The 22840-nt window shown below is 52.0% G+C and carries 19 protein-coding genes and 1 pseudogene; 16 read left to right on the forward strand and 4 right to left on the reverse strand.

From position 1 onward, the window contains the following. The first annotated feature begins 12 nt into the window (after positions 1–12). The 3 genes from FCH32_RS20385 (at position 13) to pspG (ending at position 1967) form a co-directional block, all read left to right on the forward strand. A complete protein-coding gene (locus FCH32_RS20385; protein ID WP_115259704.1) occupies positions 13–501 on the forward strand; it encodes a cupin domain-containing protein in 489 nt (162 codons plus the stop codon). Positions 502–592: 91 nt separating this feature from the next. Further along, positions 593–1591 (forward strand): tRNA dihydrouridine(20/20a) synthase DusA, encoded by a 999-nt coding sequence (gene dusA / locus FCH32_RS20390; protein WP_096758715.1) that lies wholly within the window; start codon positions 593–595, stop codon positions 1589–1591. 133 nt (positions 1592–1724) lie between these two features. After that, a complete protein-coding gene (gene pspG / locus FCH32_RS20395) occupies positions 1725–1967 on the forward strand; it encodes an envelope stress response protein PspG (RefSeq protein WP_174361434.1) in 243 nt (80 codons plus the stop codon). 228 nt (positions 1968–2195) lie between these two features. Here the strand turns inward: pspG and FCH32_RS20400 are convergent, their stop codons facing one another. Continuing rightward, the gene (locus FCH32_RS20400; RefSeq protein WP_174361435.1) at positions 2196–3179 is read right to left on the reverse strand and encodes a quinone oxidoreductase; all 984 of its coding nucleotides are present in this window, start codon (positions 3177–3179) and stop codon (positions 2196–2198) included. Positions 3180–3240: 61 nt separating this feature from the next. Between FCH32_RS20400 and dnaB the strand changes: the two genes are divergently transcribed. The 5 genes from dnaB to FCH32_RS20425 all read left to right on the forward strand — a co-directional run bounded on the left by dnaB (position 3241) and on the right by FCH32_RS20425 (position 8551). Further along, positions 3241–4656: a replicative DNA helicase gene (gene dnaB, locus FCH32_RS20405; RefSeq protein ID WP_096758712.1), complete on the forward strand. Its 1416-nt coding sequence runs from the start codon at positions 3241–3243 to the stop codon at positions 4654–4656. Between the two features lie 31 nt (positions 4657–4687). Next, entirely contained in the window at positions 4688–5767 is a 1080-nt protein-coding gene (alr, locus tag FCH32_RS20410) for an alanine racemase (RefSeq protein ID WP_117343606.1), read from the forward strand. A 131-nt stretch (positions 5768–5898) separates the two neighbouring features. Continuing rightward, a complete protein-coding gene (gene tyrB / locus FCH32_RS20415) occupies positions 5899–7092 on the forward strand; it encodes an aromatic amino acid transaminase (RefSeq protein ID WP_117343605.1) in 1194 nt (397 codons plus the stop codon). 261 nt (positions 7093–7353) lie between these two features. After that, positions 7354–8067, forward strand: coding sequence for an acid phosphatase AphA (gene aphA / locus FCH32_RS20420; RefSeq protein ID WP_117343604.1), 714 nt, complete (start codon positions 7354–7356; stop codon positions 8065–8067). Between the two features lie 127 nt (positions 8068–8194). Continuing rightward, the gene (locus FCH32_RS20425; RefSeq protein ID WP_096758708.1) at positions 8195–8551 is read left to right on the forward strand and encodes an MmcQ/YjbR family DNA-binding protein; all 357 of its coding nucleotides are present in this window, start codon (positions 8195–8197) and stop codon (positions 8549–8551) included. Between the two features lie 97 nt (positions 8552–8648). On the opposite strand, the gene uvrA is transcribed toward FCH32_RS20425, so the two are convergent. Beyond that, the gene (uvrA, locus tag FCH32_RS20430; RefSeq protein WP_096758707.1) at positions 8649–11471 is read right to left on the reverse strand and encodes an excinuclease ABC subunit UvrA; all 2823 of its coding nucleotides are present in this window, start codon (positions 11469–11471) and stop codon (positions 8649–8651) included. Positions 11472–11722: 251 nt separating this feature from the next. On the opposite strand from uvrA, the gene ssb1 reads away from it, so the two are divergent. Then, positions 11723–12256 (forward strand): single-stranded DNA-binding protein SSB1, encoded by a 534-nt coding sequence (ssb1, locus tag FCH32_RS20435; RefSeq protein ID WP_096758705.1) that lies wholly within the window; start codon positions 11723–11725, stop codon positions 12254–12256. A gap of 378 nt (positions 12257–12634) precedes the next feature. Further along, on the forward strand, positions 12635–14944 hold the full coding sequence (locus FCH32_RS20440; RefSeq protein WP_174361436.1) for an autotransporter outer membrane beta-barrel domain-containing protein: 2310 nt from the start codon (positions 12635–12637) through the stop codon (positions 14942–14944). Positions 14945–15025: 81 nt separating this feature from the next. On the opposite strand, the gene FCH32_RS20445 is transcribed toward FCH32_RS20440, so the two are convergent. Then, positions 15026–15307: a YjcB family protein gene (locus FCH32_RS20445; RefSeq protein WP_096758704.1), complete on the reverse strand. Its 282-nt coding sequence runs from the start codon at positions 15305–15307 to the stop codon at positions 15026–15028. A 548-nt stretch (positions 15308–15855) separates the two neighbouring features. Here FCH32_RS20445 and FCH32_RS20450 point away from each other — a divergent pair. Then, the gene (locus tag FCH32_RS20450; protein WP_115259698.1) at positions 15856–17442 is read left to right on the forward strand and encodes an EAL domain-containing protein; all 1587 of its coding nucleotides are present in this window, start codon (positions 15856–15858) and stop codon (positions 17440–17442) included. 2 nt (positions 17443–17444) lie between these two features. Here FCH32_RS20450 and soxS read toward each other — a convergent pair whose 3' ends face one another. Next, the gene (gene soxS / locus FCH32_RS20455; protein WP_096758702.1) at positions 17445–17768 is read right to left on the reverse strand and encodes a superoxide response transcriptional regulator SoxS; all 324 of its coding nucleotides are present in this window, start codon (positions 17766–17768) and stop codon (positions 17445–17447) included. A gap of 86 nt (positions 17769–17854) precedes the next feature. Here soxS and soxR point away from each other — a divergent pair, with 86 nt between their 5' ends. The 5 genes and pseudogenes from soxR (at position 17855) to FCH32_RS20475 (ending at position 22833) form a co-directional block, all read left to right on the forward strand. Continuing rightward, on the forward strand, positions 17855–18313 hold the full coding sequence (soxR, locus tag FCH32_RS20460; RefSeq protein ID WP_096758701.1) for a redox-sensitive transcriptional activator SoxR: 459 nt from the start codon (positions 17855–17857) through the stop codon (positions 18311–18313). 599 nt (positions 18314–18912) lie between these two features. Continuing rightward, positions 18913–20262: a guanine/hypoxanthine transporter GhxP gene (gene ghxP / locus FCH32_RS20465; RefSeq protein WP_096758700.1), complete on the forward strand. Its 1350-nt coding sequence runs from the start codon at positions 18913–18915 to the stop codon at positions 20260–20262. A 158-nt stretch (positions 20263–20420) separates the two neighbouring features. Next, positions 20421–22067 (forward strand): Na+/H+ antiporter, encoded by a 1647-nt coding sequence (locus FCH32_RS20470; protein ID WP_096758699.1) that lies wholly within the window; start codon positions 20421–20423, stop codon positions 22065–22067. 84 nt (positions 22068–22151) lie between these two features. Further along, positions 22152–22285 (forward strand): annotated as a pseudogene (locus tag FCH32_RS23510) (hypothetical protein); the annotation flags it as partial. A gap of 56 nt (positions 22286–22341) precedes the next feature. Then, positions 22342–22833: an REP-associated tyrosine transposase gene (locus tag FCH32_RS20475; RefSeq protein ID WP_146718038.1), complete on the forward strand. Its 492-nt coding sequence runs from the start codon at positions 22342–22344 to the stop codon at positions 22831–22833. The last annotated feature ends 7 nt before the right edge of the window (positions 22834–22840 follow it).

Here is a 22840-nt window from a genome sequence, read left to right on the forward strand (position 1 = left end):
GGAAAATATAAAATGAAAAGACCGGATTGTATTCGCCACTGGCGTGAGGTGGAGGGGGCTGATGACGCTACCTATCCCGGAAGCGATGAGCTGTTTTCTATCGGCGCACCGCTTGCTCGTAAACTGGGCTTGGGTCGCCTCGGCATTCACCATGAACGCCTGCCTCCGGGCCGTCGCACCTCGTACCCTCACGCCGAAAGCGACGAAGAAGAGTTTATCTACGTGCTGGAAGGGTATCCGGAGGCTTGGATTAACGGCTATTTATGGAAGCTGGAACCGGGGGATAGCGTCGGATTTCCAGCGGGAACCGGCGTGTGTCACACCTTTATCAATAACACCAGTGAAGAGGTGCGACTGCTGGTCGTCGGCGAGGCAAATAAAAAATTCAACCGTATCTATTACCCACTGAATCCGGTGTATGCGGCCACGCGCGAGGATCGCTGGGTTGACCATCCACCACAGTTTTTTGGTTCCCACGACGGTAAACCCGGATCGAAATAGCATGAGGGGGGCCGTGACGATGTGGCTCACTATCGTCGCGGTCTATGCTATAGTGGCGCCCCTTTTTTAACCGGATGCTTAATTATTCGCCATGCTGCCTGAATCTCAGTCCACCGCTTTCCCTGCACATCGTTTTTCTATCGCGCCGATGCTCGACTGGACGGACAGACACTGCCGCTACTTTTTGCGCTTACTGTCCAGCCAGACGCTGCTCTATACGGAGATGGTAACCACCGGGGCAATCATTCATGGTAAAGGCGACTATCTGGCGTATAGCGACGAAGAGCATCCGATAGCCTTACAGCTTGGTGGTAGCGACCCGGCCGCGTTGGCTCAGTGTGCGAAGCTGGCGGAAGCGCGGGGCTATGACGAGATAAACCTCAACGTGGGCTGTCCTTCTGATCGCGTACAAAACGGGATGTTTGGTGCCTGCCTGATGGGCAATGCGCAGCTGGTTGCCGACTGCATCAAGGCGATGCGCGATGTGGTGTCAATTCCGGTGACGGTCAAAACCCGTATTGGCATTGATGACCAGGACAGCTACGAATTTCTGTGTGATTTCATCAACACGGTCTCCGGCAAAGGAGAATGTGAGATGTTTATCATTCATGCGCGCAAGGCCTGGTTGTCCGGGCTGAGCCCGAAAGAAAACCGTGAAATCCCACCGCTGGATTACGCCCGCGTGTACCAGCTGAAGCGTGATTTCCCGCAGTTGACCATGTCGATCAACGGCGGCATTAAATCGCTGGAAGAAGCGAAAGCGCACCTTGAACATATGGATGGCGTGATGGTGGGACGTGAAGCCTATCAGAACCCCGGTATTCTGGCATCCGTGGATCGCGAAATTTTCGGTTCAACGGGTGCTGACGTGGACCCTGTTGCCGTGGTGCGCGCCATGTACCCGTATATTGAACGGGAACTGAGCCAGGGAACGTATCTGGGACATATTACCCGCCATATGCTGGGGCTGTTCCAGGGCATTCCGGGCGCGCGTCAGTGGCGTCGTTACCTGAGCGAAAATGCGCACAAAGCCGGTGCGGATATCAACGTGCTGGAACATGCGTTGAAGCTGGTAGCAGACAAACGTTAATTGTTCACCAAAAGTTAGTCAATTTCACCACGCCCTGCGCACTGACGCGGGGCGTTTTCTTTATAAATCAATCAATTAATTCTGGCATGATTTTTGTAATGGTTTAAGCAGAAATTCATTATGGGAGAGCATCATGCTGGAACTACTTTTTGTTATTGGCTTTTTTGTCATGCTGATGGTCACCGGCGTGTCGCTGCTGGGGATTCTGGCCGCGCTGATGGTGGCGACCGCCGTGATGTTCCTCGGCGGGATGTTTGCGCTGATGATTAAACTGCTGCCATGGCTGTTATTGGCTGTCGCCGTGGTGTGGATTATCAAGGCCATAAAAGCGCCAAAAGTCCCGCACTATCAGCGCAATAACCGTCGGTTTTACTAAGGTATTGAGCGGTACATCACAACCTGCAACATTGCCTTTAGAACCAAATAGGAATTGATTATTAAATCTGTCACTATTGCGCGGTTAACGAATTCATCGAGCTGTACCCTACATACAGCCGAACTAAAAAAAGAAAGGGCTTCCTACGGGAAGCCCTAATTCTTTTCTTCCCCGTTATAATTCAAACCGCAGGCGTGTTGGCTGCTTGAATTATTTAATGGAGAAGTTTCACGGGATCAGCAAACTCGACCCCTGCGTGGCCCGGCTTTCGAGTACTTCATGCGCCCGCTGGGCATCTTTTAACGCAAACGTCTGACCTTGCGCGATATCGACTTTAATCACGCCGCTGGCAATCAGTGAAAATAGCTCATTACTGGCTTCGGTCAATTCATTTCGGTTGGTGATGTAACCTTGCAGAGAAGGGCGTGTAGCGTACAGCGAGCCTTTCTGGTTCAGAATACCTAAGTTAACGCCGGTCACCGGCCCGGAAGAATTACCAAAACTCACCATCAATCCCCGGCGTTGCAGGCAGTCCAGCGAGGCTTCCCAGGTGTCTTTACCCACCGAGTCATAAACTACCCGGACTTTTTTACCGCCCGTAATTTCTTTAACCCGCTCGACAATGCTCTCTTCGCGATAGTTAATCACCTGCCATGCGCCGGCCTGTAATGCAATTTGCGCCTTTTGCGCAGTGCCGACGGTACCAATTAGCTTCGCCCCCAATGCTTTTGCCCACTGGCAGGCAATCAGACCAACGCCGCCTGCGGCGGCATGGAACAGAAACGGCTCGTCAGGCTGGATTTCATAGGTTTTACGCAACAGATAGAAAACGGTTAACCCTTTCAGGTAGGACGCGGCAGCCTGCTCAAACGAGATGGCATCCGGTAAAATGGCGGCTTTATCGGCGGGGACATTATGTACGGAACTGTAGGCGCCGAGCATTGACTGGGCGTAGACCACGCGATCGCCAACGCTGATGTGGGTTACTTTGCTACCGACTTTGCTGACCACTCCGGCCGCTTCGGTGCCGAGTCCGCTGGGCAGAGAAGGGGGCGGATACAGTCCGCTGCGGATGTAGGTATCGATATAATTGATGCCAATCGCTTTGTTTTCGACCTGGATTTCATGCTCGGTCGGATCAACGGGCGTAAAGTCCACAGCCTTCAGTACGTCAGGGCCGCCGTGCTTGTGAAATTCAATACGTGTTGCCATGCTTCCTCCAGAAATGTGGTAATCTTTCGACCCAATCATTATCTCGGTAACTCCATTCACTATGGCAGGAAATAAACCCTTCAACAAACAACAGACTGATGCTCGTGACCGCGATCTGCAGGTCGCCGGGCTGAAAGTACCGCCGCACTCGATTGAAGCGGAACAGTCGGTGTTGGGCGGTTTAATGCTGGATAACGAACGCTGGGACGATGTTGCCGAGCGTGTCGTCGCGGAGGATTTTTACACCCGACCGCACCGGCATATCTTCACCGAAATGCATCGTTTGCAGGAGATGGGCAAACCCATCGATCTGATAACCCTGGCCGAGTCGCTGGAAGTGCAGGGGCAACTCGACAGCGTCGGCGGTTTCGCCTATCTGGCTGAGTTATCTAAAAATACGCCAAGTGCGGCGAACATAAGCGCCTATGCGGATATCGTCCGCGAACGCGCCGTCGTGCGCGACATGATTTCGGTAGCTCATGAAATCGCGGAGGCCGGATTTGATCCGCAAGGGCGTTCCAGTGAAGATTTGCTGGATCTCGCGGAATCCCGCGTTTTTAAAATTGCCGAAAGCCGCGCCAATAAAGACGAAGGCCCGAAAAATATTACCGAGGTGCTCGACGCCACCGTCGCGCGCATCGAACAGCTGTTCCAGCAGCCGCATGACGGTGTCACCGGGGTGAATACCGGCTACGACGACCTCAACAAAAAGACTGCCGGTCTACAGCCGTCGGACCTGATTATCGTCGCCGCGCGTCCGTCGATGGGTAAAACGACGTTTGCAATGAACCTCGTCGAAAATGCGGCGATGTTGCAGGATAAGCCGGTACTTATCTTCAGTCTTGAAATGCCCTCCGAACAGATCATGATGCGTTGTCTGGCATCGCTGTCGCGCGTAGACCAGACTAAAATCCGTACCGGTCAGTTGGATGACGAAGACTGGGCGCGAATTTCCGGCACCATGGGGATCTTACTGGAGAAACGAAACATCTACATTGATGACTCCTCCGGCCTGACGCCCACGGAAGTGCGTTCGCGCGCACGCCGTATCGCCCGTGAACACGGCGGTATCGGACTGATTATGATCGACTACCTGCAGCTGATGCGGGTGCCGTCGCTCTCCGACAACCGTACGCTGGAAATTGCTGAAATTTCGCGCTCGCTGAAATCATTAGCAAAAGAACTGCATGTGCCGGTGGTGGCGCTGTCGCAGCTTAACCGCTCTCTGGAACAACGCGCCGACAAGCGTCCGGTCAACTCGGACCTCCGTGAATCGGGGTCTATCGAGCAGGATGCCGACTTAATCATGTTTATTTATCGTGACGAGGTTTATCACGAAAACAGCGACTTAAAAGGCATCGCGGAAATTATTATTGGTAAGCAACGTAACGGCCCAATCGGTACGGTGCGCCTGACGTTTAACGGCCAGTGGTCACGCTTCGATAATTATGCCGGACCACAGTATGACGATGAGTAACGCTCCGTCGTCCATTTATTAAGGAACACAAATGCAAGCGGCAACTGTTGTCATTAACCGCCGCGCTCTGCGACACAACCTGCAACGTCTGCGTGAACTGGCACCTGCCAGTAAACTGGTTGCGGTGGTGAAAGCGAACGCTTACGGCCATGGTCTGTTAGAGACCGCGCGAACGCTCCCTGATGCGGACGCTTTTGGTGTCGCTCGTCTTGAAGAAGCTCTGCGACTGCGCGCGGGTGGGATCACGCAACCCATCCTGCTATTGGAGGGTTTTTTCGATGCCTCCGATCTGCCGACCATCTCCGCACAGCGGCTGCATACTGCCGTGCACAATGAGGAGCAGCTTGCGGCGCTGGAAGCGGCTGAACTGGCGGAACCCGTCACCGTCTGGATGAAGCTCGACACCGGGATGCACCGTCTGGGCGTACGTCCTGAGCAGGCTGAGGCGTTTTATCAACGCTTGACCCACTGTAAAAACGTGCGTCAGCCGGTCAACATCGTCAGCCACTTTGCCCGTGCAGACGAACCCGAATGTGGCGCGACGGAAAAGCAGCTCGAAATCTTCAATCGTTTTTGTGAAGGCAAGCCGGGACAGCGTTCTATTGCCGCATCTGGCGGTATCCTGCTGTGGCCGCAGTCCCATTTCGACTGGGCGCGTCCGGGGCTAATTCTGTATGGCGTATCGCCGCTGGAGAATCATTCCGCCGGGACTGATTTTGGCTGCCAGCCGGTGATGTCGCTCACCTCCAGCCTGATCGCCGTGCGCGAGCACAAAGCGGGCGAACCTGTTGGCTATGGTGGAACGTGGGAAAGCGCGCGTGACACGCGCCTGGGCGTGGTGGCGATGGGCTATGGCGACGGGTATCCGCGTGCAGCGCCGTCCGGCACGCCGGTACTGGTCAATGGTCGGGAAGTGCCGATTGTTGGTCGTGTGGCAATGGACATGATCTGCGTTGATTTGGGGCCAGAAGCGCAGGAAAAAGCCGGCGATCCGGTGATTCTGTGGGGCGATGGTCTGCCCGTTGAACGTATTGCCGAAATAACGAAAGTAAGTGCTTACGAACTTATCACGCGCCTGACATCAAGGGTAGCGATGAAGTACGTGGACTGAATCTGGCTGTCTGCCGGATAAAGCGGTTCTGCCGCCATCCGGCAATAATCCTCTCAACATCCTCTCGATCTTCTCCCGCTTCCGGTTTATTGTGTTCTTACCCCCTGTCTGTAAACCTGGAGAACCACCACGTGTTTCAAAAAGTTGACGCCTACGCCGGCGACCCGATTTTATCGCTCATGGAGCGCTTCAAGGAAGATTCACGTCGTGACAAAGTGAATCTCAGCATCGGTCTGTATTACAACGAAGACGGGATAATCCCTCAGCTTAACGCCGTAAGCGAAGCGGAAGCCCGGCTCAATGCTCAGCCGCAGGGTGCGTCGCTGTATTTACCGATGGAAGGCCTGAACAGCTATCGCCACACCATTGCGCCACTACTGTTTGGTGCAGAACACCCGGTTCTTCAGCAGCAGCGCGTGGCGACGATTCAGACGCTGGGAGGATCTGGTGCGCTAAAAGTAGGTGCGGATTTTCTGAAGCGTTACTTCCCTGATTCTGGCGTCTGGGTCAGCGATCCGACATGGGAAAACCACATCGCGATTTTTGAAGGGGCTGGATTCGAAGTAAGTACTTACCCCTGGTATGACAACACGACTAACGGCGTGCGCGTCAACGACCTGCTGGCAACCTTGAACACCTTACCGGCTCGCAGCATTGTACTGTTGCATCCGTGCTGCCATAACCCGACCGGTGCGGACTTGACGCCCGCGCAGTGGGATGCGGTTATCGAGATTCTGCAAGCGCGCGATCTAATCCCTTTCCTTGATATTGCCTATCAGGGATTTGGCGCGGGAATGGAAGACGACGCCTATGCGATCCGCGCCATTGCCAGCGCTGGATTGCCTGCCCTGGTCAGCAACTCGTTCTCTAAAATTTTCTCTTTATACGGTGAGCGTGTCGGCGGCCTTTCCGTGGTGTGCGAAGACGCTGAGACTGCGGGTCGCGTGTTGGGGCAGTTAAAAGCCACGGTGCGTCGTAACTACTCCAGCCCACCTAACTTTGGTGCGCAGGTGGTTGCCGCCGTGCTGGGCGATGACGCGCTTAAAGCCAACTGGCTGGCGGAAGTAGAAGCGATGCGTACCCGCATCCTGGCGATGCGTCAGGAATTGGTCAATGTTCTCCATGCCGAGATACCGGGCCGTAACTTTGACTACCTTCTGCAACAGCGCGGTATGTTCAGCTATACCGGGTTGAGCGCCGCCCAGGTCGATCGCCTGCGTGATGAATTCGGGGTTTACCTGATCGCCAGCGGCCGCATGTGCGTCGCCGGGTTGAATCACGGTAACGTCCAGCGTGTGGCAAAAGCGTTTGCTGCTGTCATGTAACCGGATTTGTCATTTCTCGCACAGTGTTGCCGGATGGCGGCGTAAACGCCTTATCCGGCCTACAAAGTATTGGATTTTTCGTTTGTAGGCCTGATAAGCGTCGCGCCATCAGGCACGCTTTTTCTGTGTGATCATCCTCTTTTTCTGTAACAAAACGAGAGAAACCCCTTCCTTTCACCTTCCCCAGGGGGTAAGGTCAGATAGTTTTTTGACCAGTTGTTAATAAAAAAATGATAACTAGCTGACTACTTAGGGAAAAATATGCGCAAGATTACGTTGGCACTTAGTGCCGTTTGCTTATTGTTCACGTTAAACCATTCCGCCCAGGCTTTAGTTTCTTCCCCCTCGCAGCTTAATCCAGGCACCAACGTTGCAAAACTCGCTGAGCAGTCTCCGGTTCACTGGGTCTCTGTTGCTCAGATTGAAAACAGCCTGACCGGACGCCCGCCAATGGCCGTCGGATTCGATATTGATGATACCGTTCTTTTTTCCAGCCCGGGTTTCTGGCGTGGCAAAAAAACCTGGTCCCCGGAGAGTGAGGATTACCTGAAGAATCCGGCGTTCTGGGAAAAAATGAACAATGGCTGGGATGAATTTAGTATTCCAAAAGAAGTCGCGCGTCAGTTGATTGATATGCATGTTCGTCGCGGTGACAGCATCTTCTTTGTCACGGGACGTAGCCCGACAAAAACCGAAACCGTGTCTAAAACACTGTCCGATAACTTCCACATTCCATCCGCTAATATGAATCCGGTTATCTTTGCCGGTGATAAAGCCGGGCAGAACACCAAAACGCAGTGGTTACAGGATAAAAACATCCGCATGTTCTACGGCGATTCCGACAATGACATCACCGCCGCGCGCGACGTAGGTATTCGCGGTATTCGCATTTTGCGCGCCTCCAACTCCACCTATAAACCACTGCCGCAGGCCGGGGCATATGGCGAAGAGGTGATTGTAAACTCAGAATACTGAGGGTACAGGTTCTTTATTGGTGATTTTTTAAACAAATTTGCGTTGCTGGCTTTTACCTTTGGCAGAGTTGCTGCACACTGAGTAAAAGATGTTCTCATTAGGCGAGCTGCTGGTAAGGGGAATAAAGATGACGAACTCGGAGTTGCTGCAATACTGCATGGCGAAAACAGGTGCCGAACAGAGCGTGCACAGCGACTGGAAAGCCACGCAAATTAAAGTCGAAGATGTGCTTTTTGCGATGGTAAAAGAGGTGGAAGAACGCCCTGCTGTGTCGCTGAAAACCAGCCCTGAACTGGCCGAGTTATTGCGCCAGCAGCATAGCGATGTCCGGCCAAGCCGGCATCTTAATAAGGCGCACTGGAGCACGGTGTACCTGGATGGTTCGCTGCCAGATTCACAAATTTACTATTTGGTGGACGCCTCTTATCAACAGGCTATCAAGACGCTGCCGGAAGATAAACGCAGGATGTTGGCGCAGTTCTGAGCCTTTTTGCCGGATGCGGCGTAAGCGCCTTATCTGGCCTACAACCCAATACGTCTATCCTGTAGGCCCGATAGCTTGCGCCATCGGGCATGAGTAACTACAGCAGTGGTTTGAGGAAGCGGGCGGTGTGTGAGGCTTCACACTCTGCGACCGTTTCCGGCGTACCGGCAACCAGGATTTCTCCGCCGCCGCTACCCCCTTCCGGACCGAGATCGACAATCCAGTCGGCCGTTTTAATCACGTCCAGATTATGCTCAATGACCACGATGGTGTTGCCCTGATCCCTGAGCTGGTGCAGCACGTCCAGCAACTGCTGAATATCCGCAAAGTGCAGACCGGTAGTCGGCTCATCGAGGATGTACAGCGTTTGTCCTGTACCGCGTTTTGATAACTCACGCGCCAGCTTCACGCGCTGGGCCTCGCCGCCAGAAAGGGTTGTTGCGGACTGCCCAAGGCGAATATAAGTCAAGCCAACGTCCATCAGCGTTTGCAGTTTACGCGCCAGCGCCGGGACGGCATCAAAGAACTCACGTGCCTCTTCAATGGTCATATCCAGCACTTCGTGGATAGTCTTGCCCTTGTACTTGATCTCCAACGTTTCGCGGTTATAGCGCTTGCCTTTGCACTGGTCACACGGCACGTAGATATCCGGCAGGAAGTGCATCTCAACTTTGATTACGCCGTCGCCCTGACAGGCTTCACAACGTCCACCGCGCACGTTAAAGCTGAAGCGCCCTGGCGTGTAGCCGCGCGCGCGTGATTCCGGCACGCCAGCAAACAGTTCGCGGACGGGTGTAAATACGCCGGTATAGGTTGCCGGGTTGGAACGTGGCGTACGACCAATGGGGCTCTGGTCGATGTCGATAACTTTATCGAAATGCTCCAGCCCCTGAATGTCGCGATAAGGTGCAGGTTCAGCCAGCGTAGCGCCGTTGAGCTGGGTCTGAGCAATCGGGAACAGCGTGTCGTTTATCAGCGTTGATTTACCGGAACCGGATACGCCGGTAATACAGGTAAACAGGCCAACCGGCAGCGTCAGGGTGACATCTTTCAGGTTGTTGCCGCGCGCACCGGTGAGCTTCAGCACTTTTTCCGGGTTAGCGGGCACGCGTTGTTTCGGCACTTCAATCTTGCGCTTGCCGCTCATATACTGGCCGGTCAGTGACTCAGGCACTGCCATAATGTCATTGAGCGTACCCTCCGCCACCACCTGTCCACCGTGGACGCCCGCGCCTGGACCGATATCGATCACATGGTCAGCGGCGCGAATCGCATCTTCATCGTGCTCAACCACAATCACGGTATTACCCAGATTGCGCAGATGGATAAGCGTACCCAGCAGGCGTTCGTTATCGCGCTGGTGTAGACCGATGGACGGTTCATCCAGCACGTACATTACGCCGACCAAGCCCGCACCGATCTGGCTTGCCAGACGGATACGCTGGGCTTCGCCGCCGGAGAGCGTTTCGGCCGAACGCGACAGCGTCAGGTAGTTCAGACCGACGTTAACCAGGAACTTGAGGCGGTCGCCAATCTCTTTAAGGATTTTCTCCGCAATCTTCGCCCGTTGACCGGCAAGTTTGAGATTGTTGAAGAAATCCATCGCATGACCGATGCTCATGTCAGAAATAGTAGGCAGCGGTGTGTTCTCAACAAACACGTGGCGCGCTTCACGACGCAGGCGCGTGCCTTCACAGCTGGCGCACGGTCGGTTGCTGATGAACTTAGATAATTCTTCGCGTACCGCGCTGGATTCCGTCTCTTTATAACGGCGCTCCATATTGTGCAGCACACCTTCAAACGGGTGACGACGTACGGAAGTATCACCGCGGTCGTTCATATATTTGAATTCGATATTCTCTTTGCCGGAACCGTACAGCACCACTTTGTGAACCGTTGGGTTCAGGCTGGCCCATGGGGCTTCTATGTCGAACTTATAATGCTCTGCCAGTGACTTAAGCATCTGGAAGTAATAGAAGTTACGGCGATCCCAGCCACGGATCGCGCCGCCAGCCAGCGACAGCTCTGGGTTTTGGATCACGCGGTCAGGGTCGAAATACTGCTGCACGCCGAGACCGTCGCAGGTAGGACATGCGCCCGCCGGGTTATTGAACGAGAACAAGCGGGGTTCCAGCTCGCGCATGCTGTAGCCGCAAATCGGGCAGGCAAAGTTGGCGGAGAAGAGCAGCTCCTCCGCTTTCGGGTTGTCCATATCGGCAACCACCGCCGTGCCACCGGAGAGATCCAGCGCGGTTTCAAAAGACTCCGCCAGACGCTGTGACAGGTCGTCACGGACTTTAAAGCGGTCGATGACCACTTCAATGGTATGTTTCTTTTGCAGCTCCAGCTTTGGTGGATCGGACAGGTCACACACTTCACCGTCAATACGGGCGCGGATATAACCCTGGCTTGCCAGATTCTCCAGCGTTTTCGTGTGTTCGCCTTTGCGCTCTTTGATGATCGGTGCCAGCAGCATCAGGCGCTTGCCTTCCGGTTGTGACAGCACGTTGTCCACCATCTGGCTAACGGTCTGCGCTGCCAGCGGTACGTCGTGATCCGGACAGCGCGGCTCACCGACGCGGGCAAACAGCAGGCGCAGGTAGTCGTGAATTTCGGTAATGGTACCTACCGTGGATCGCGGGTTATGGGATGTCGATTTTTGTTCAATTGAGATGGCTGGCGACAGCCCCTCAATGTGGTCGACATCCGGTTTTTCCATCAGCGACAGGAACTGACGCGCATACGCGGAAAGCGATTCAACGTAACGACGCTGCCCTTCGGCATACAAGGTGTCGAAAGCCAGCGAGGATTTGCCTGAGCCCGAAAGCCCGGTGACGACAATCAGCTTGTCGCGCGGGATGACGAGGTTGATGTTTTTGAGATTATGGGTGCGGGCGCCCCGAACTTCGATCTTATCCATTCATCTTTCCCGGATTAAACGCTTTTTTGCCTGGCTGCATGGTGCTACCGGCGATCACAAACGGTTAATTATGACACAACCTGACCTGAATGGATATACAGTATTGGAATGCAAAACGCAGGTGTCTGTGTAACAATGTCTGGCTGAGGTTGTTTACTGGAATCCACCTCTCAACGTAGTAAAAGCGCTATTGGAAATGCTACAATCCCGCGCTTACACTTATTAAGAAACGTTTTTCAGGAGACACGATCATGGCCAGCAGAGGCGTAAACAAGGTGATTCTCGTCGGTAATCTGGGCCAGGACCCGGAAGTACGCTATATGCCGAATGGTGGTGCAGTTGCCAACATTACGCTGGCTACTTCCGAATCCTGGCGTGATAAAGCGACCGGCGAGATGAAAGAGCAGACTGAATGGCACCGTGTTGTGCTGTTTGGCAAACTGGCGGAAGTCGCCAGCGAATATCTGCGCAAAGGTTCTCAGGTCTACATTGAAGGTCAGCTGCGTACCCGCAAATGGACCGATCAGTCAGGTGTCGAGAAGTACACGACTGAAGTTGTTGTGAACGTCGGCGGCACCATGCAAATGCTGGGTGGTCGTCAGGGCGGCGGTGCACCGGCGGGCGGTAATGCAGGTGGCGGTCAACAGGGTGGTTGGGGTCAGCCTCAGCAGCCGCAGGGTGGCAACCAGTTCAGCGGCGGTGCACAGTCTCGTCCGCAGCAGTCCGCTCCGGCAGCGCCGTCTAACGAACCGCCAATCGACTTTGACGACGACATTCCGTTCTGATCGTGATTTAACGATTATTACCGTAATGAATGAAAAGCCCCATTTAAAATGGGGCTTTTTTGTATTTGACGATCTTCTCACATATAATATTCGAATATTTTGCAAGGAAAAAACGAAATATAATCATTGTTTATAATTACTATTTTAATATATGCAATTAATAACATTGATAGTAATCAAATTTAAATAAACTATTGCGAAGTTATTTGTTTCATGATTCAAAAAATATTGACAGCGTGATGTACCGCATTAAATAATGCTCTGAGATTGTCAATTCATCATTGATACAAGTGTATTGCTCTCCGATCTCTTTTTATTAATGAGGATTTGATAGTCGTCTTGATATTTCTATATTCTTTTGTACTTCGGAGTCTATATATGTATCAATGGAAGAATAACGCTAAGGTAATATTGCCTTTAGCCTTGTCGGTGAGCATTAGTAATGCGCTATATTCTGGGGCAGCATTCGCTAAAGATTATACACTGAACTATATCGGTAAGGACCCCGAGCTCCCTGGTATCAGCATCAAAGATACGATTGCCGGCGACAACAACTACGATTTTACGGTTAAAATTGATAATCCTGTGCGAGGCGAAGGTAACGGTCTTGAGGTCAAGATTGGCAACATCACGAGTGATCAGGGCGGTGAGTATCATATTGGTAATTACAACGTCAATATTAGCGGGACCACGGAGCAGGAGCATCGTGCCGGGTTAGCCTTCTTTGGGTTGTCTGCAGAAGGCAGTGACACCAAAGTGACTGTCGACAATTTTAGTCTTAAAAATAATTTCCTAATTGGCAATAAGTATACACACAACAATACTGCATTATATGTAGGCGGTGGTGCGGATGTGTCTGTGAACGGCAATGTGTACATTCGTTCTGAAGTTGAGCACACCAAACAGGGCGAAGATGCAACGCTGGCCAATAACGGAATTTATGCGCGGGGCGCGGGTTCAACCATTACGGCAAACGGTGGCGATGTTTACATTAATACCTATGCCAGTAACTTTAAAGAACTCCTGGAGAACAATAGCGGTTACCCGGAAGGCTCATCAAAAAGTGATGCGGTCAGTGCTAAAGACGGTGGTGTCGTTAATATTAATCAGGCTGGAGGCAACAAGGTTAATCTATTAGGTAACCTCGACTTCGGTGATAAGCTTTATTCTAATACAAGCCAGATGAATATTACGCTTAATGGGGCAGATTCATACTGGCATGGGCATGAAGCAAACTTCTTTGATGCAACAACCGGGAAATGGAGCGGCGATCTCAACCTTACGCTGGCGAATAACGCCCACTGGATCCCCGATGGTAAAGATGCGGAAATCAGTGCCATCACCCTGAAAGACGGCGGTACGGTAAACCTGCATGGTTTTAACCTGCACACCAATCAGAGTATCAACGAAACCGTTAAAATTCATGATTTGAAAGGGAACAACGGTATTTTCCTGATTGATGTCAATACCAATAAAACGGATGAGCAGCGACGTAACGGCAGCGACTTCATTGAAGTTGTTAAAAGTAGTACCGGCGGTACACATGCGATTGAAGCGTTGAATATCAACAAGCTCACTGATTTGAAGGAAGATATCTGGGTTGCCGATGCGGCAAGTAATGTGACATTCGAAGCGTACGATAAAGTCGATATTACGAACGAGTATGTGTATGACTATAAACCACTGCTGCGTTCTGATATCCGTGAAGGCGATCCGCAAAGCCAGTACGGTACCAACTGGTATATCACGGGTGTTTCGACGAAAGCCAGCGCAGGTAGTAACACCGTGATCGCCAATGCTGGGCTGAACTACGCAATGGCGACCGCCCGTCTTGAAATCGACAGCCTGAATAAGCGTTTAGGCGAACTCCGCCAGGATCAGCAGCAAAATGGTCTGTGGATACGCTATAAAGGTGGTGAAATAGAGAGTGATACTGGGAGCTACTTCAAAAACCTGTATAGCTTCTGGCAACTCGGTTATGACAACAAAGACGAAGGCGAATCGTCTGTCTGGACGCGAGGGATTGCCGCGCATTACATGAGAGGCAATGCCGACTTCACTTATGGTACTGGCGATAACAAGAACTACGGTGGTTCACTTTATGCTGCATGGAATCGCCCAGAGAAACAAGATTACCTGGATCTGGTGTTGAAATATAGCCGCCATGAAAGTGACTTCAATTACAGGAACACATACGGCAACTCTGGCTTTGCAGATAGCAGCACATGGTCAATCAGTGCCAGCGCAGAATACGGTCGCGAGTTTAGCTTAGGAAACTCTACGTTTATCGAACCGCAAGGTCAGCTCGTGTATACCTATCTGGATGAGGCCAGTTACACCACCAGTAGTGGGTTGAAAGTCCGTCAAAACGATATAGACAGCGTTATTGGCCGTGTCGGATTGCGCGGAGGTTATCGGTTTGAATCGCGCCCGGATAGCGATATTTACGTGAAGCTGGATTTGCTGCATGAGTTTGCTGGCGATCGTGATGTCACCGTTTGGGGTAAAGATGCCGCACTGAAAGTGAGCGAAGGGGGAAGTGACTCCTGGATCAACTATGGTATAGGTACCAATATCCATCTCACTCAGAACAATAACTCCCGGTTGTATGTTGATCTGGAAAGATCGGCGGGAGGTGACATTGATATGAACTGGCAGGTTAACGCGGGTTTCCGTATGGAGTGGTAGTTCATAGCTTTGAATGGGTTCACTTAACCTAAAAATAAGCGTCCGATTGAAATTTTAGTTCAGTCGGACGCTTTCTTTTGATCAGTTTAATACCATCGGCCACTCTGGCGGCGTATGGCTCATCACTTCTACCATCACAGACTGGATGTTATTCCAGATAGCGGACACGTCCATCAGGGTGATGCCGAGCAATCCGGTTGCAAACCAGCAAGCGAAAACCAGCCCTAAACCGCTGCTGATAACGGCCAGGCCAATATAATCTGATTTACGAAAACGGATATTGAGCGTGCTGGCTAAAAACATCAGCACTGCGCTCAGCAGTTGCCACCGCAGAAGAACTACGCCAGTTGTTATTGTTGCCATGAAAAACGTCCTCAAAAAGTCTTGATGCCCAGGACAGCACGGGGTTGTTCACAACAGGTGTGGCACTCTGGCTATCGGCGGGCATGCACATCAATGAAACACTGTTTCTGTTACATGATTTTTGTGAACTATATCACATCTGTTCGTTTGTTCACCAGTGCGGGACGCTCTTTTTATTGTTTAATAGCCTTTATTAAATTGTGGTTATAGGATGTGGTGAGAGAATGCATCATTCGTAATAGAAGGTGTATTTACGCTGCTTGTTATCTTTATCCTAAATTAATCTTTAAAAAAATTTATGTATTTTTTATGCGAAGCCCGTATAACGCGTATAAAACATTACGACTTTTACAGTGTGCTATTTTCAAATAAGCTTAACTTTAAGTTTGCCTTACGGAAAAAGAATATCATCATCCGCTATTATCAGACTTTTACATAGAGACGGCGGTTGCGAATGTTGATAGATTCATACAACTTAACTAGCCGGCGTTTATAGCATCCTGCCTTGATGGGTACTGGCATATACGATACAGGGAAATAGGGCTGACATGACTCACAGTGCGCGACGTAAGACGCTGAGGTTCCTTGGAACACTCACGGTGGTATTGCTCCCCGTGGTACTGGCGTTATGGTTTGCTCATGTCAGGGCGACGTCCGAAACCCGCAATCAACTCCGCACTTTTGCGCAGCTGGCCCTCAATAAAACGGAGCTGGTGATCCAGCAAGCCGATCTCGCGCGTGATATGGCACAACTGTATCAAGGGGAGATGTGTACCCCGGCGCATCAAAAAAGTATGCTGAATATTATTCGTGGGCGTTTATATATCAGCGATCTCATTTATGCGCAGGGCGATCATTTTTTGTGCTCAACGTCGATGGTGCCGCCAGCCTCATATATTATGCCCACCGCTGACTATAAGCGGACGCCGGACATCTCCATTTATTACTATCGCGATACGCCGTTTTTTTCTGGCTACAGAATGACGTATATGCAAAGAGGAAACTACGTTGTCGTTATCAATCCTTTATCCTACAGCGAGGTCATGTCTGATGATCCGGACCTTGCCTGGGGTGTCTATGATACGGTAACGGATAGCTTTTTCTCTGCCAGTGAAGGGTCAAACGTTGCGCAATTACTGCCGCTGGTACGCGGCGATGCCCCGACATTCCAGCAAGACGATCGTTTCTATACCATCGTGCATTCAGAAAAGCGGCCCATTGCGGTTATTGTGTCGACCACGGACGATCGCGTTGATCAGAATTTCTATCATGAAGCTGTACTAACGCTCCCTTTCGGCGTGATCTGTAGCATCCTGATCCTACTGATGTGGTGGCGTACGCGCCAACAATACTATTCTCCTCGCCGTCTGTTAAAACGCGCGCTCAAAAAACGCCAGCTTTGCCTGCATTACCAGCCGATCATTGATATCAAAAATGGTCAATGCGTTGGGGCCGAGGCGCTGTTGCGCTGGCCCGGTTGCAAAGGTGAGGTCATGAGTCCGACAGAATTCATTCCGCTGGCGGAAAAGGAAGGGATGATTGAGAAGATAACGGATTATGTGGTCGAAGAAGTGTTCAACGATTTGGGCTATTTTCTGTCAGCACACCCTCAGCTTTACATCTCAATAAATCTCTCTGCCTCCGACTTTCATTCATCCCGGCTGATCGCGCTGATTGCTGAAAAATCACGCGACTACTCTGTACGTTCGCAGCAAATCAAGGTTGAAGTCACCGAGCGCGGATTTATTGATTTGCAGAAGATGACCCCGGTTATTCAGGCATTTCGTCAGGCGGGTTATGAAGTCGCGTTTGATGATTTTGGGACTGGGTATTCCAATCTGCACAATCTGTCTTCGTTGAATGTGGATATTCTGAAGATCGATAAATCGTTTATCAGTACGCTGACCACCAACAGTACCAGCCACATGATTGCCGAACATATCATCGAAATGGCGCAAAGTTTACACCTGAAGACAATTGCAGAAGGGGTCGAAACAGCGGATCAAATCAGCTGGCTGCTGGAGCGCGGCGTACAGTTTTGTCAGGGATGGTACTTTGCGAAAGCATTGCCGCCGCAGGAGTTCATGCACTGGGTTAAGCGCTCGCCCGCCATACTGACGCAGGGCGGGCAATAATTCTACAAACGATGGCGATAGTCGCTGGGGGTTCGATCAAACTCGCGGCGGAACACACGTGAGAATGTTTGTTGCGATACATAGCCGAGATCCATCGCAATATCAAAAATAGGTCGCTCAGTATTGCGTAGCTCAACGGCGGCCAGCAGCAGTCGACGCTGACGAATATAGTCGCCTAACGTCTGGCGCATCACCGTACGGAACATTCGCTGTAAATACCACTTTGAATAACCTGATTTTTTCGCGACCGCTTCGATATTCAGCGGTTGGTCGATATGTTCATCAATCCATTCAATAAGTGTCTGAATAATTTGCTGATGGGACATATGGCAGCCTCTTTCTCAGTATTCGATTCGTCGTTTTGTCTGTCGGCGAGTATAATTCCTCAAGTTAACTTGAGGTAAAGCGATTTATGGAAAAGAAATTACCCCGGATTAAAGCGCTGCTCACCCCTGGTGAAGTGGCAAAGCGTAGCGGCGTGGCAGTATCGACCCTGCATTTCTATGAAAGCAAAGGGTTAATCAGCAGCATGCGCAATAGCGGTAATCAGCGTCGATACAAACGAGATGTGCTGCGTTATGTGGCCATCATCAAGATTGCTCAACGGATTGGTATTCCGCTGGCAACAATTGGTGATGCGTTGGGTGTATTACCCGAAGGCCACTCGCTCAGTGCGAAGGAGTGGAGGCAGCTTTCTTCACAATGGCGCGAAGAGCTTGACCGACGCATTCATACTCTGGTGGCACTACGCGATGAGCTGGACGGCTGTATTGGCTGCGGCTGTTTGTCACGCAGTGATTGTCCGTTGCGTAACCCAGGCGATCAGCTTGGTGAGCAGGGGACTGGGGCGCGATTGCTGGAAGATGATTGATGAGTTTGAAACCGGTGATGGGTATAAAACTAAAGCGCCACAACTGGGCGCTTTAGTTTGGTTCCGGTCTTTGTCTTTCACTCTATCCCGCTGGTTCACGGGAGGGTTTCCCCCGACATCAACACCCCTCAGTCGAGCACGTAGTGGAGGTTCCGGTCTGTGTTGATAAAGTAATTGTAAGCCACCCCAGGACAATTGCCAGTCAATTGGCGGTTTTTTAGCCGAAATTTTTCCTGCATCTTCACCTGTTTTCCTGTGCGACTTTTCGCCTGAAATAGTAGCGCATGTTGCAATAACCCAGCGAAATTTGTTGCCAGATTGCGCATTAACGATAACGTTTGCGCATCGGTTGGCTATTTCTTGTGCGCTATAAGAAGAAATGCATAAAAAGCGGCAAAGTTCTGTTGAAAACCGCCGTATGATCGCAGGATAATCGTTTGCTTTTTTTTACCACCCGTTTTTTATGCGTGAAGCTAAACGTTTGCTTTTTTGCGACACCCCTTTTGGCGCAAACCTGGCACATGGAGAAAACGTTTAGCAGGCAGTGGATTGTCCATCACGCATATTGACGAAAAATAAACTCTCAGGGGATGTTTTCTATGTCTACGCCTTCAGCGCGTACCGGCGGCTCACTCGACGCCTGGTTTAAAATTTCGCACCGCGGCAGTACCGTTCGTCAGGAAGTCGTTGCCGGATTAACGACGTTCCTGGCAATGGTCTACTCCGTCATTGTGGTTCCGGGGATGTTGGGTAAAGCCGGGTTCCCACCGGCTGCAGTTTTCGTAGCGACCTGCCTGGTAGCAGGCGTGGGTTCTATTGTAATGGGCCTGTGGGCAAACCTGCCGCTGGCGATTGGTTGCGCTATCTCGCTGACGGCGTTTACCGCATTTAGCCTGGTGCTGGGGCAGCATATTAGCGTGCCAGTGGCGCTGGGTGCGGTGTTCCTGATGGGCGTCCTGTTTACCATTATTTCTGCGACCGGTATTCGTAGCTGGATCCTGCGCAACCTGCCGCAGGGCGTTGCGCACGGCACGGGGATTGGTATCGGCCTGTTCCTGCTGCTGATTGCGGCAAACGGCGTTGGGCTGGTGATTAAGAACCCACTGGACGGCCTGCCGGTTGCTCTGGGCGATTTCGATACCTTCCCGGTGATCATGTCGCTGATTGGCCTGGCGGTCATTATCGGCCTTGAAAAACTGAAAGTACCGGGCGGCATCCTGCTGACCATCATCGGTATTTCTGTTGTTGGCCTGATTTTCGACCCTACCGTGCATTTTTCCGGTATTTTTGCCATGCCTTCTTTGAGCGATGCGGAAGGGAATTCCCTGATCGGCAGCCTGGACATTATGGGGGCGTTGAACCCGATCGTCCTGCCGAGCGTATTGGCGCTGGTGATGACCGCCGTCTTCGATGCGACCGGGACTATCCGTGCCGTGGCGGGGCAGGCGAATCTGCTGGATAAAGACGGACAGATTATTGATGGCGGTAAAGCGTTAACCACCGACTCCCTGAGCAGCGTGTTCTCTGGTCTGGTGGGGGCGGCTCCTGCGGCAGTGTATATTGAGTCCGCAGCGGGTACGGCGGCGGGTGGTAAAACCGGTCTGACCGCGATCACCGTCGGCGTGCTGTTCCTGTTGATCCTGTTCCTCTCTCCGCTCTCTTATCTGGTTCCTGCCTACGCGACCGCACCGGCGCTGATGTATGTCGGCCTGCTGATGCTGAGCAACGTAGCGAAAATTGACTTCGCAGACTTTGTGGATGCGATGGCGGGTCTGGTGACTGCTGTGTTCATCGTGCTGACCTGTAACATCGTTACCGGCATTATGATCGGCTTTGCTACGCTGGTGATTGGACGCATTGTTTCCGGTGAATGGCGTAAACTGAACATCGGTACCGTAGTCATTTCTATCGCGCTGGTGGCCTTCTATGCCGGCGGCTGGGCAATCTGATTCTCACATCATGATGATCCTGAAAACGGGTGGCTTTTGCCGCCCGTTTTTATTTTCGGAACACATCCCGTTGTCTTTTGCGTTACTCTGAGGAAGATAGAATTGAGGCACGACGCCTCTCGTCGCATATCATAAGAAACATCGCAAACAGGGAACGCATGGAAATCTTTTTTACCATACTCATCATGACCCTTGTGGTCTCGCTGTCGGGGGTAGTGACTCGCGTATTGCCCTTCCAACTCCCTTTACCCCTTATGCAGATCGCCATCGGCGCCTTGCTGGCGTGGCCGACGTTTGGTTTGCATGTGGAGTTCGACCCTGAACTGTTTTTGGTTCTGTTTATCCCGCCGCTGCTGTTTGCCGATGGCTGGAAGACGCCAACGCGTGAGTTTCTCGAGCATGGGCGAGAGATTTTCGGCCTTGCGCTGGCGCTCGTGCTGGTCACGGTGGTCGGAATAGGCTTTATGATTTACTGGCTGGTGCCGGGCATTCCGCTGATCCCGGCTTTTGCGCTGGCCGCCGTGCTGTCGCCAACTGACGCCGTGGCACTTTCTGGCATTGTCGGTGAAGGCCGCATCCCGAAGAAAATCATGGGCATCCTGCAGGGCGAAGCGTTAATGAACGACGCCTCCGGCCTGGTTTCACTCAAGTTTGCTGTCGCGGTGGCGATGGGCACGATGGTGTTTACCGTCGGCGGCGCGACGGTTGAATTCTTCAAGGTGGCAATTGGCGGTATCCTGGCTGGGTTTGTTGTCAGCTGGCTGTACGGTCGCTCCCTGCGTTTTCTCAGCCGCTGGGGTGGCGATGAGCCAGCCACGCAAATCGTCCTGTTGTTCCTGCTGCCGTTTGCCTCTTATCTGATTGCGGAACATATCGGTGTTTCCGGGATCCTCGCGGCGGTGGCGGCCGGGATGACGATTACCCGTTCAGGTGTCATGCGCCGTGCTCCGCTGGCGATGCGCTTACGTGCAAACAGTACCTGGGCCATGCTCGAGTTCGTGTTTAACGGCATGGTCTTCCTGCTGTTAGGGCTGCAGTTACCGGGTATTCTGGAGTCTTCGCTGGCGGCGGCAGACGCCGATCCGAATGTCGAAATGTGGATGCTGTTTACCGATATCGTGCTGATCTATGCGGCACTGATGCTGGTGCGTTTTGGCTGGCTGTGGACCATGAAAAACTTCAGCATGCGCTTTCTGAAGAAGAAGCCGATGGAGTTTGGCTCGTGGACCACGCGCGAAATCCTGATCGCATCCTTTGCGGGTGTGCGTGGGGCTATCACGCTGGCTGGTGTCCTTTCTATTCCGCTATTGTTGCCTGACGGCAGCGGCTTCCCTGCACGTTATGAGCTGATCTTCCTTGCAGCCGGTGTGATTCTGTTTTCACTGTTTGTTGGCGTGGTGATGCTGCCGATCCTGCTGCAGCATCTTGAAGTGGCGGATCACTCGCAGCAGCAAAAAGAGATCCGCATTGCCCGTGCCGCGACGGCGGAAGTGGCGATTGTAGCCATCCAGAAAATGGAAGAGCGTCTGGCTGCGGATAGCGAAGAGAATATTGATAATCAGCTGCTGACCGAGGTGAGCTCGCGGGTGATTGGTAACCTGCGCCGTCGTGCTGATGGGCGAAACGACGTGGAAAGCTCGATGCAGGAAGAAAACCTCGAACGGCGTTTCCGTCTGGCGGCGCTGCGCTCGGAGCGTGCAGAGCTGTATCATCTGCGCGCCACCCGTGAAATCAGCAATGAAACGCTGCAGAAACTGCTGCACGATCTGGATTTGCTGGAAGCACTGCTGATAGAGAATCAATAAACGGTAGCGCCTGATGGCGCTACGCTTATCAGGCCTACGGAACGCAATTGTAGGCCGGATAAGGCGGTCACGCCGCATCCGGCAAAGGTTGTGCCTGATGGTGCTGCGCTTATCAGGCCTACGAAATGGGCATAATTGCCTGTAGGCCGGATAAGGCGTTTACGCCGCATCCGGCAAATCTATCATTACGGAATTTGCGAGCCGCTTTCCTGAACTGATCTGTTTGTCTTGTCGATTCCCTCTTTTCTCCATACGGTTAAGAAAAGGGGGAAACATGTCTGATTATCGGCGTCACTACATCAACGGTGGGACATGGTTTTTTACGGTGAATCTACAAGACCGCAGAAGCCATCTTTTAACATCAAAAATCTATCATCTTCGCAGTGCTATTTCCGAGGTAAACAAGGTTAAACCTTTCCATATCAATGCGTGGGTCGTCTTACCTGAGCATATGCATTGCATCTGGACGCTGCCTGAAAATGACGCTGATTTTTCGTCCCGCTGGCGGGAAATTAAAAAGCATTTCACCCGATCGTTATCCGTCAGGCATATCTGGCAACCTCGCTTTTGGGAACATACCATTCGTGATGAGCGCGATTATTGCCAGCATGTGGATTACATTTATATTAATCCTGTGAAACATGGTTGGGCGCAGCAGGTGAAGTCATGGCCTTTTTCAACGTTTCATCGTGATGTTAAATTGGGGTTGTATCCGGAGAACTGGGCAGGTGAGATAACGGACCTCCGTGCTGGTGAACGTGCCTGATAGCGCT

This window comes from Citrobacter gillenii, assembly GCF_013337685.1.
GTDB lineage: Bacteria > Pseudomonadota > Gammaproteobacteria > Enterobacterales > Enterobacteriaceae > Citrobacter > Citrobacter gillenii.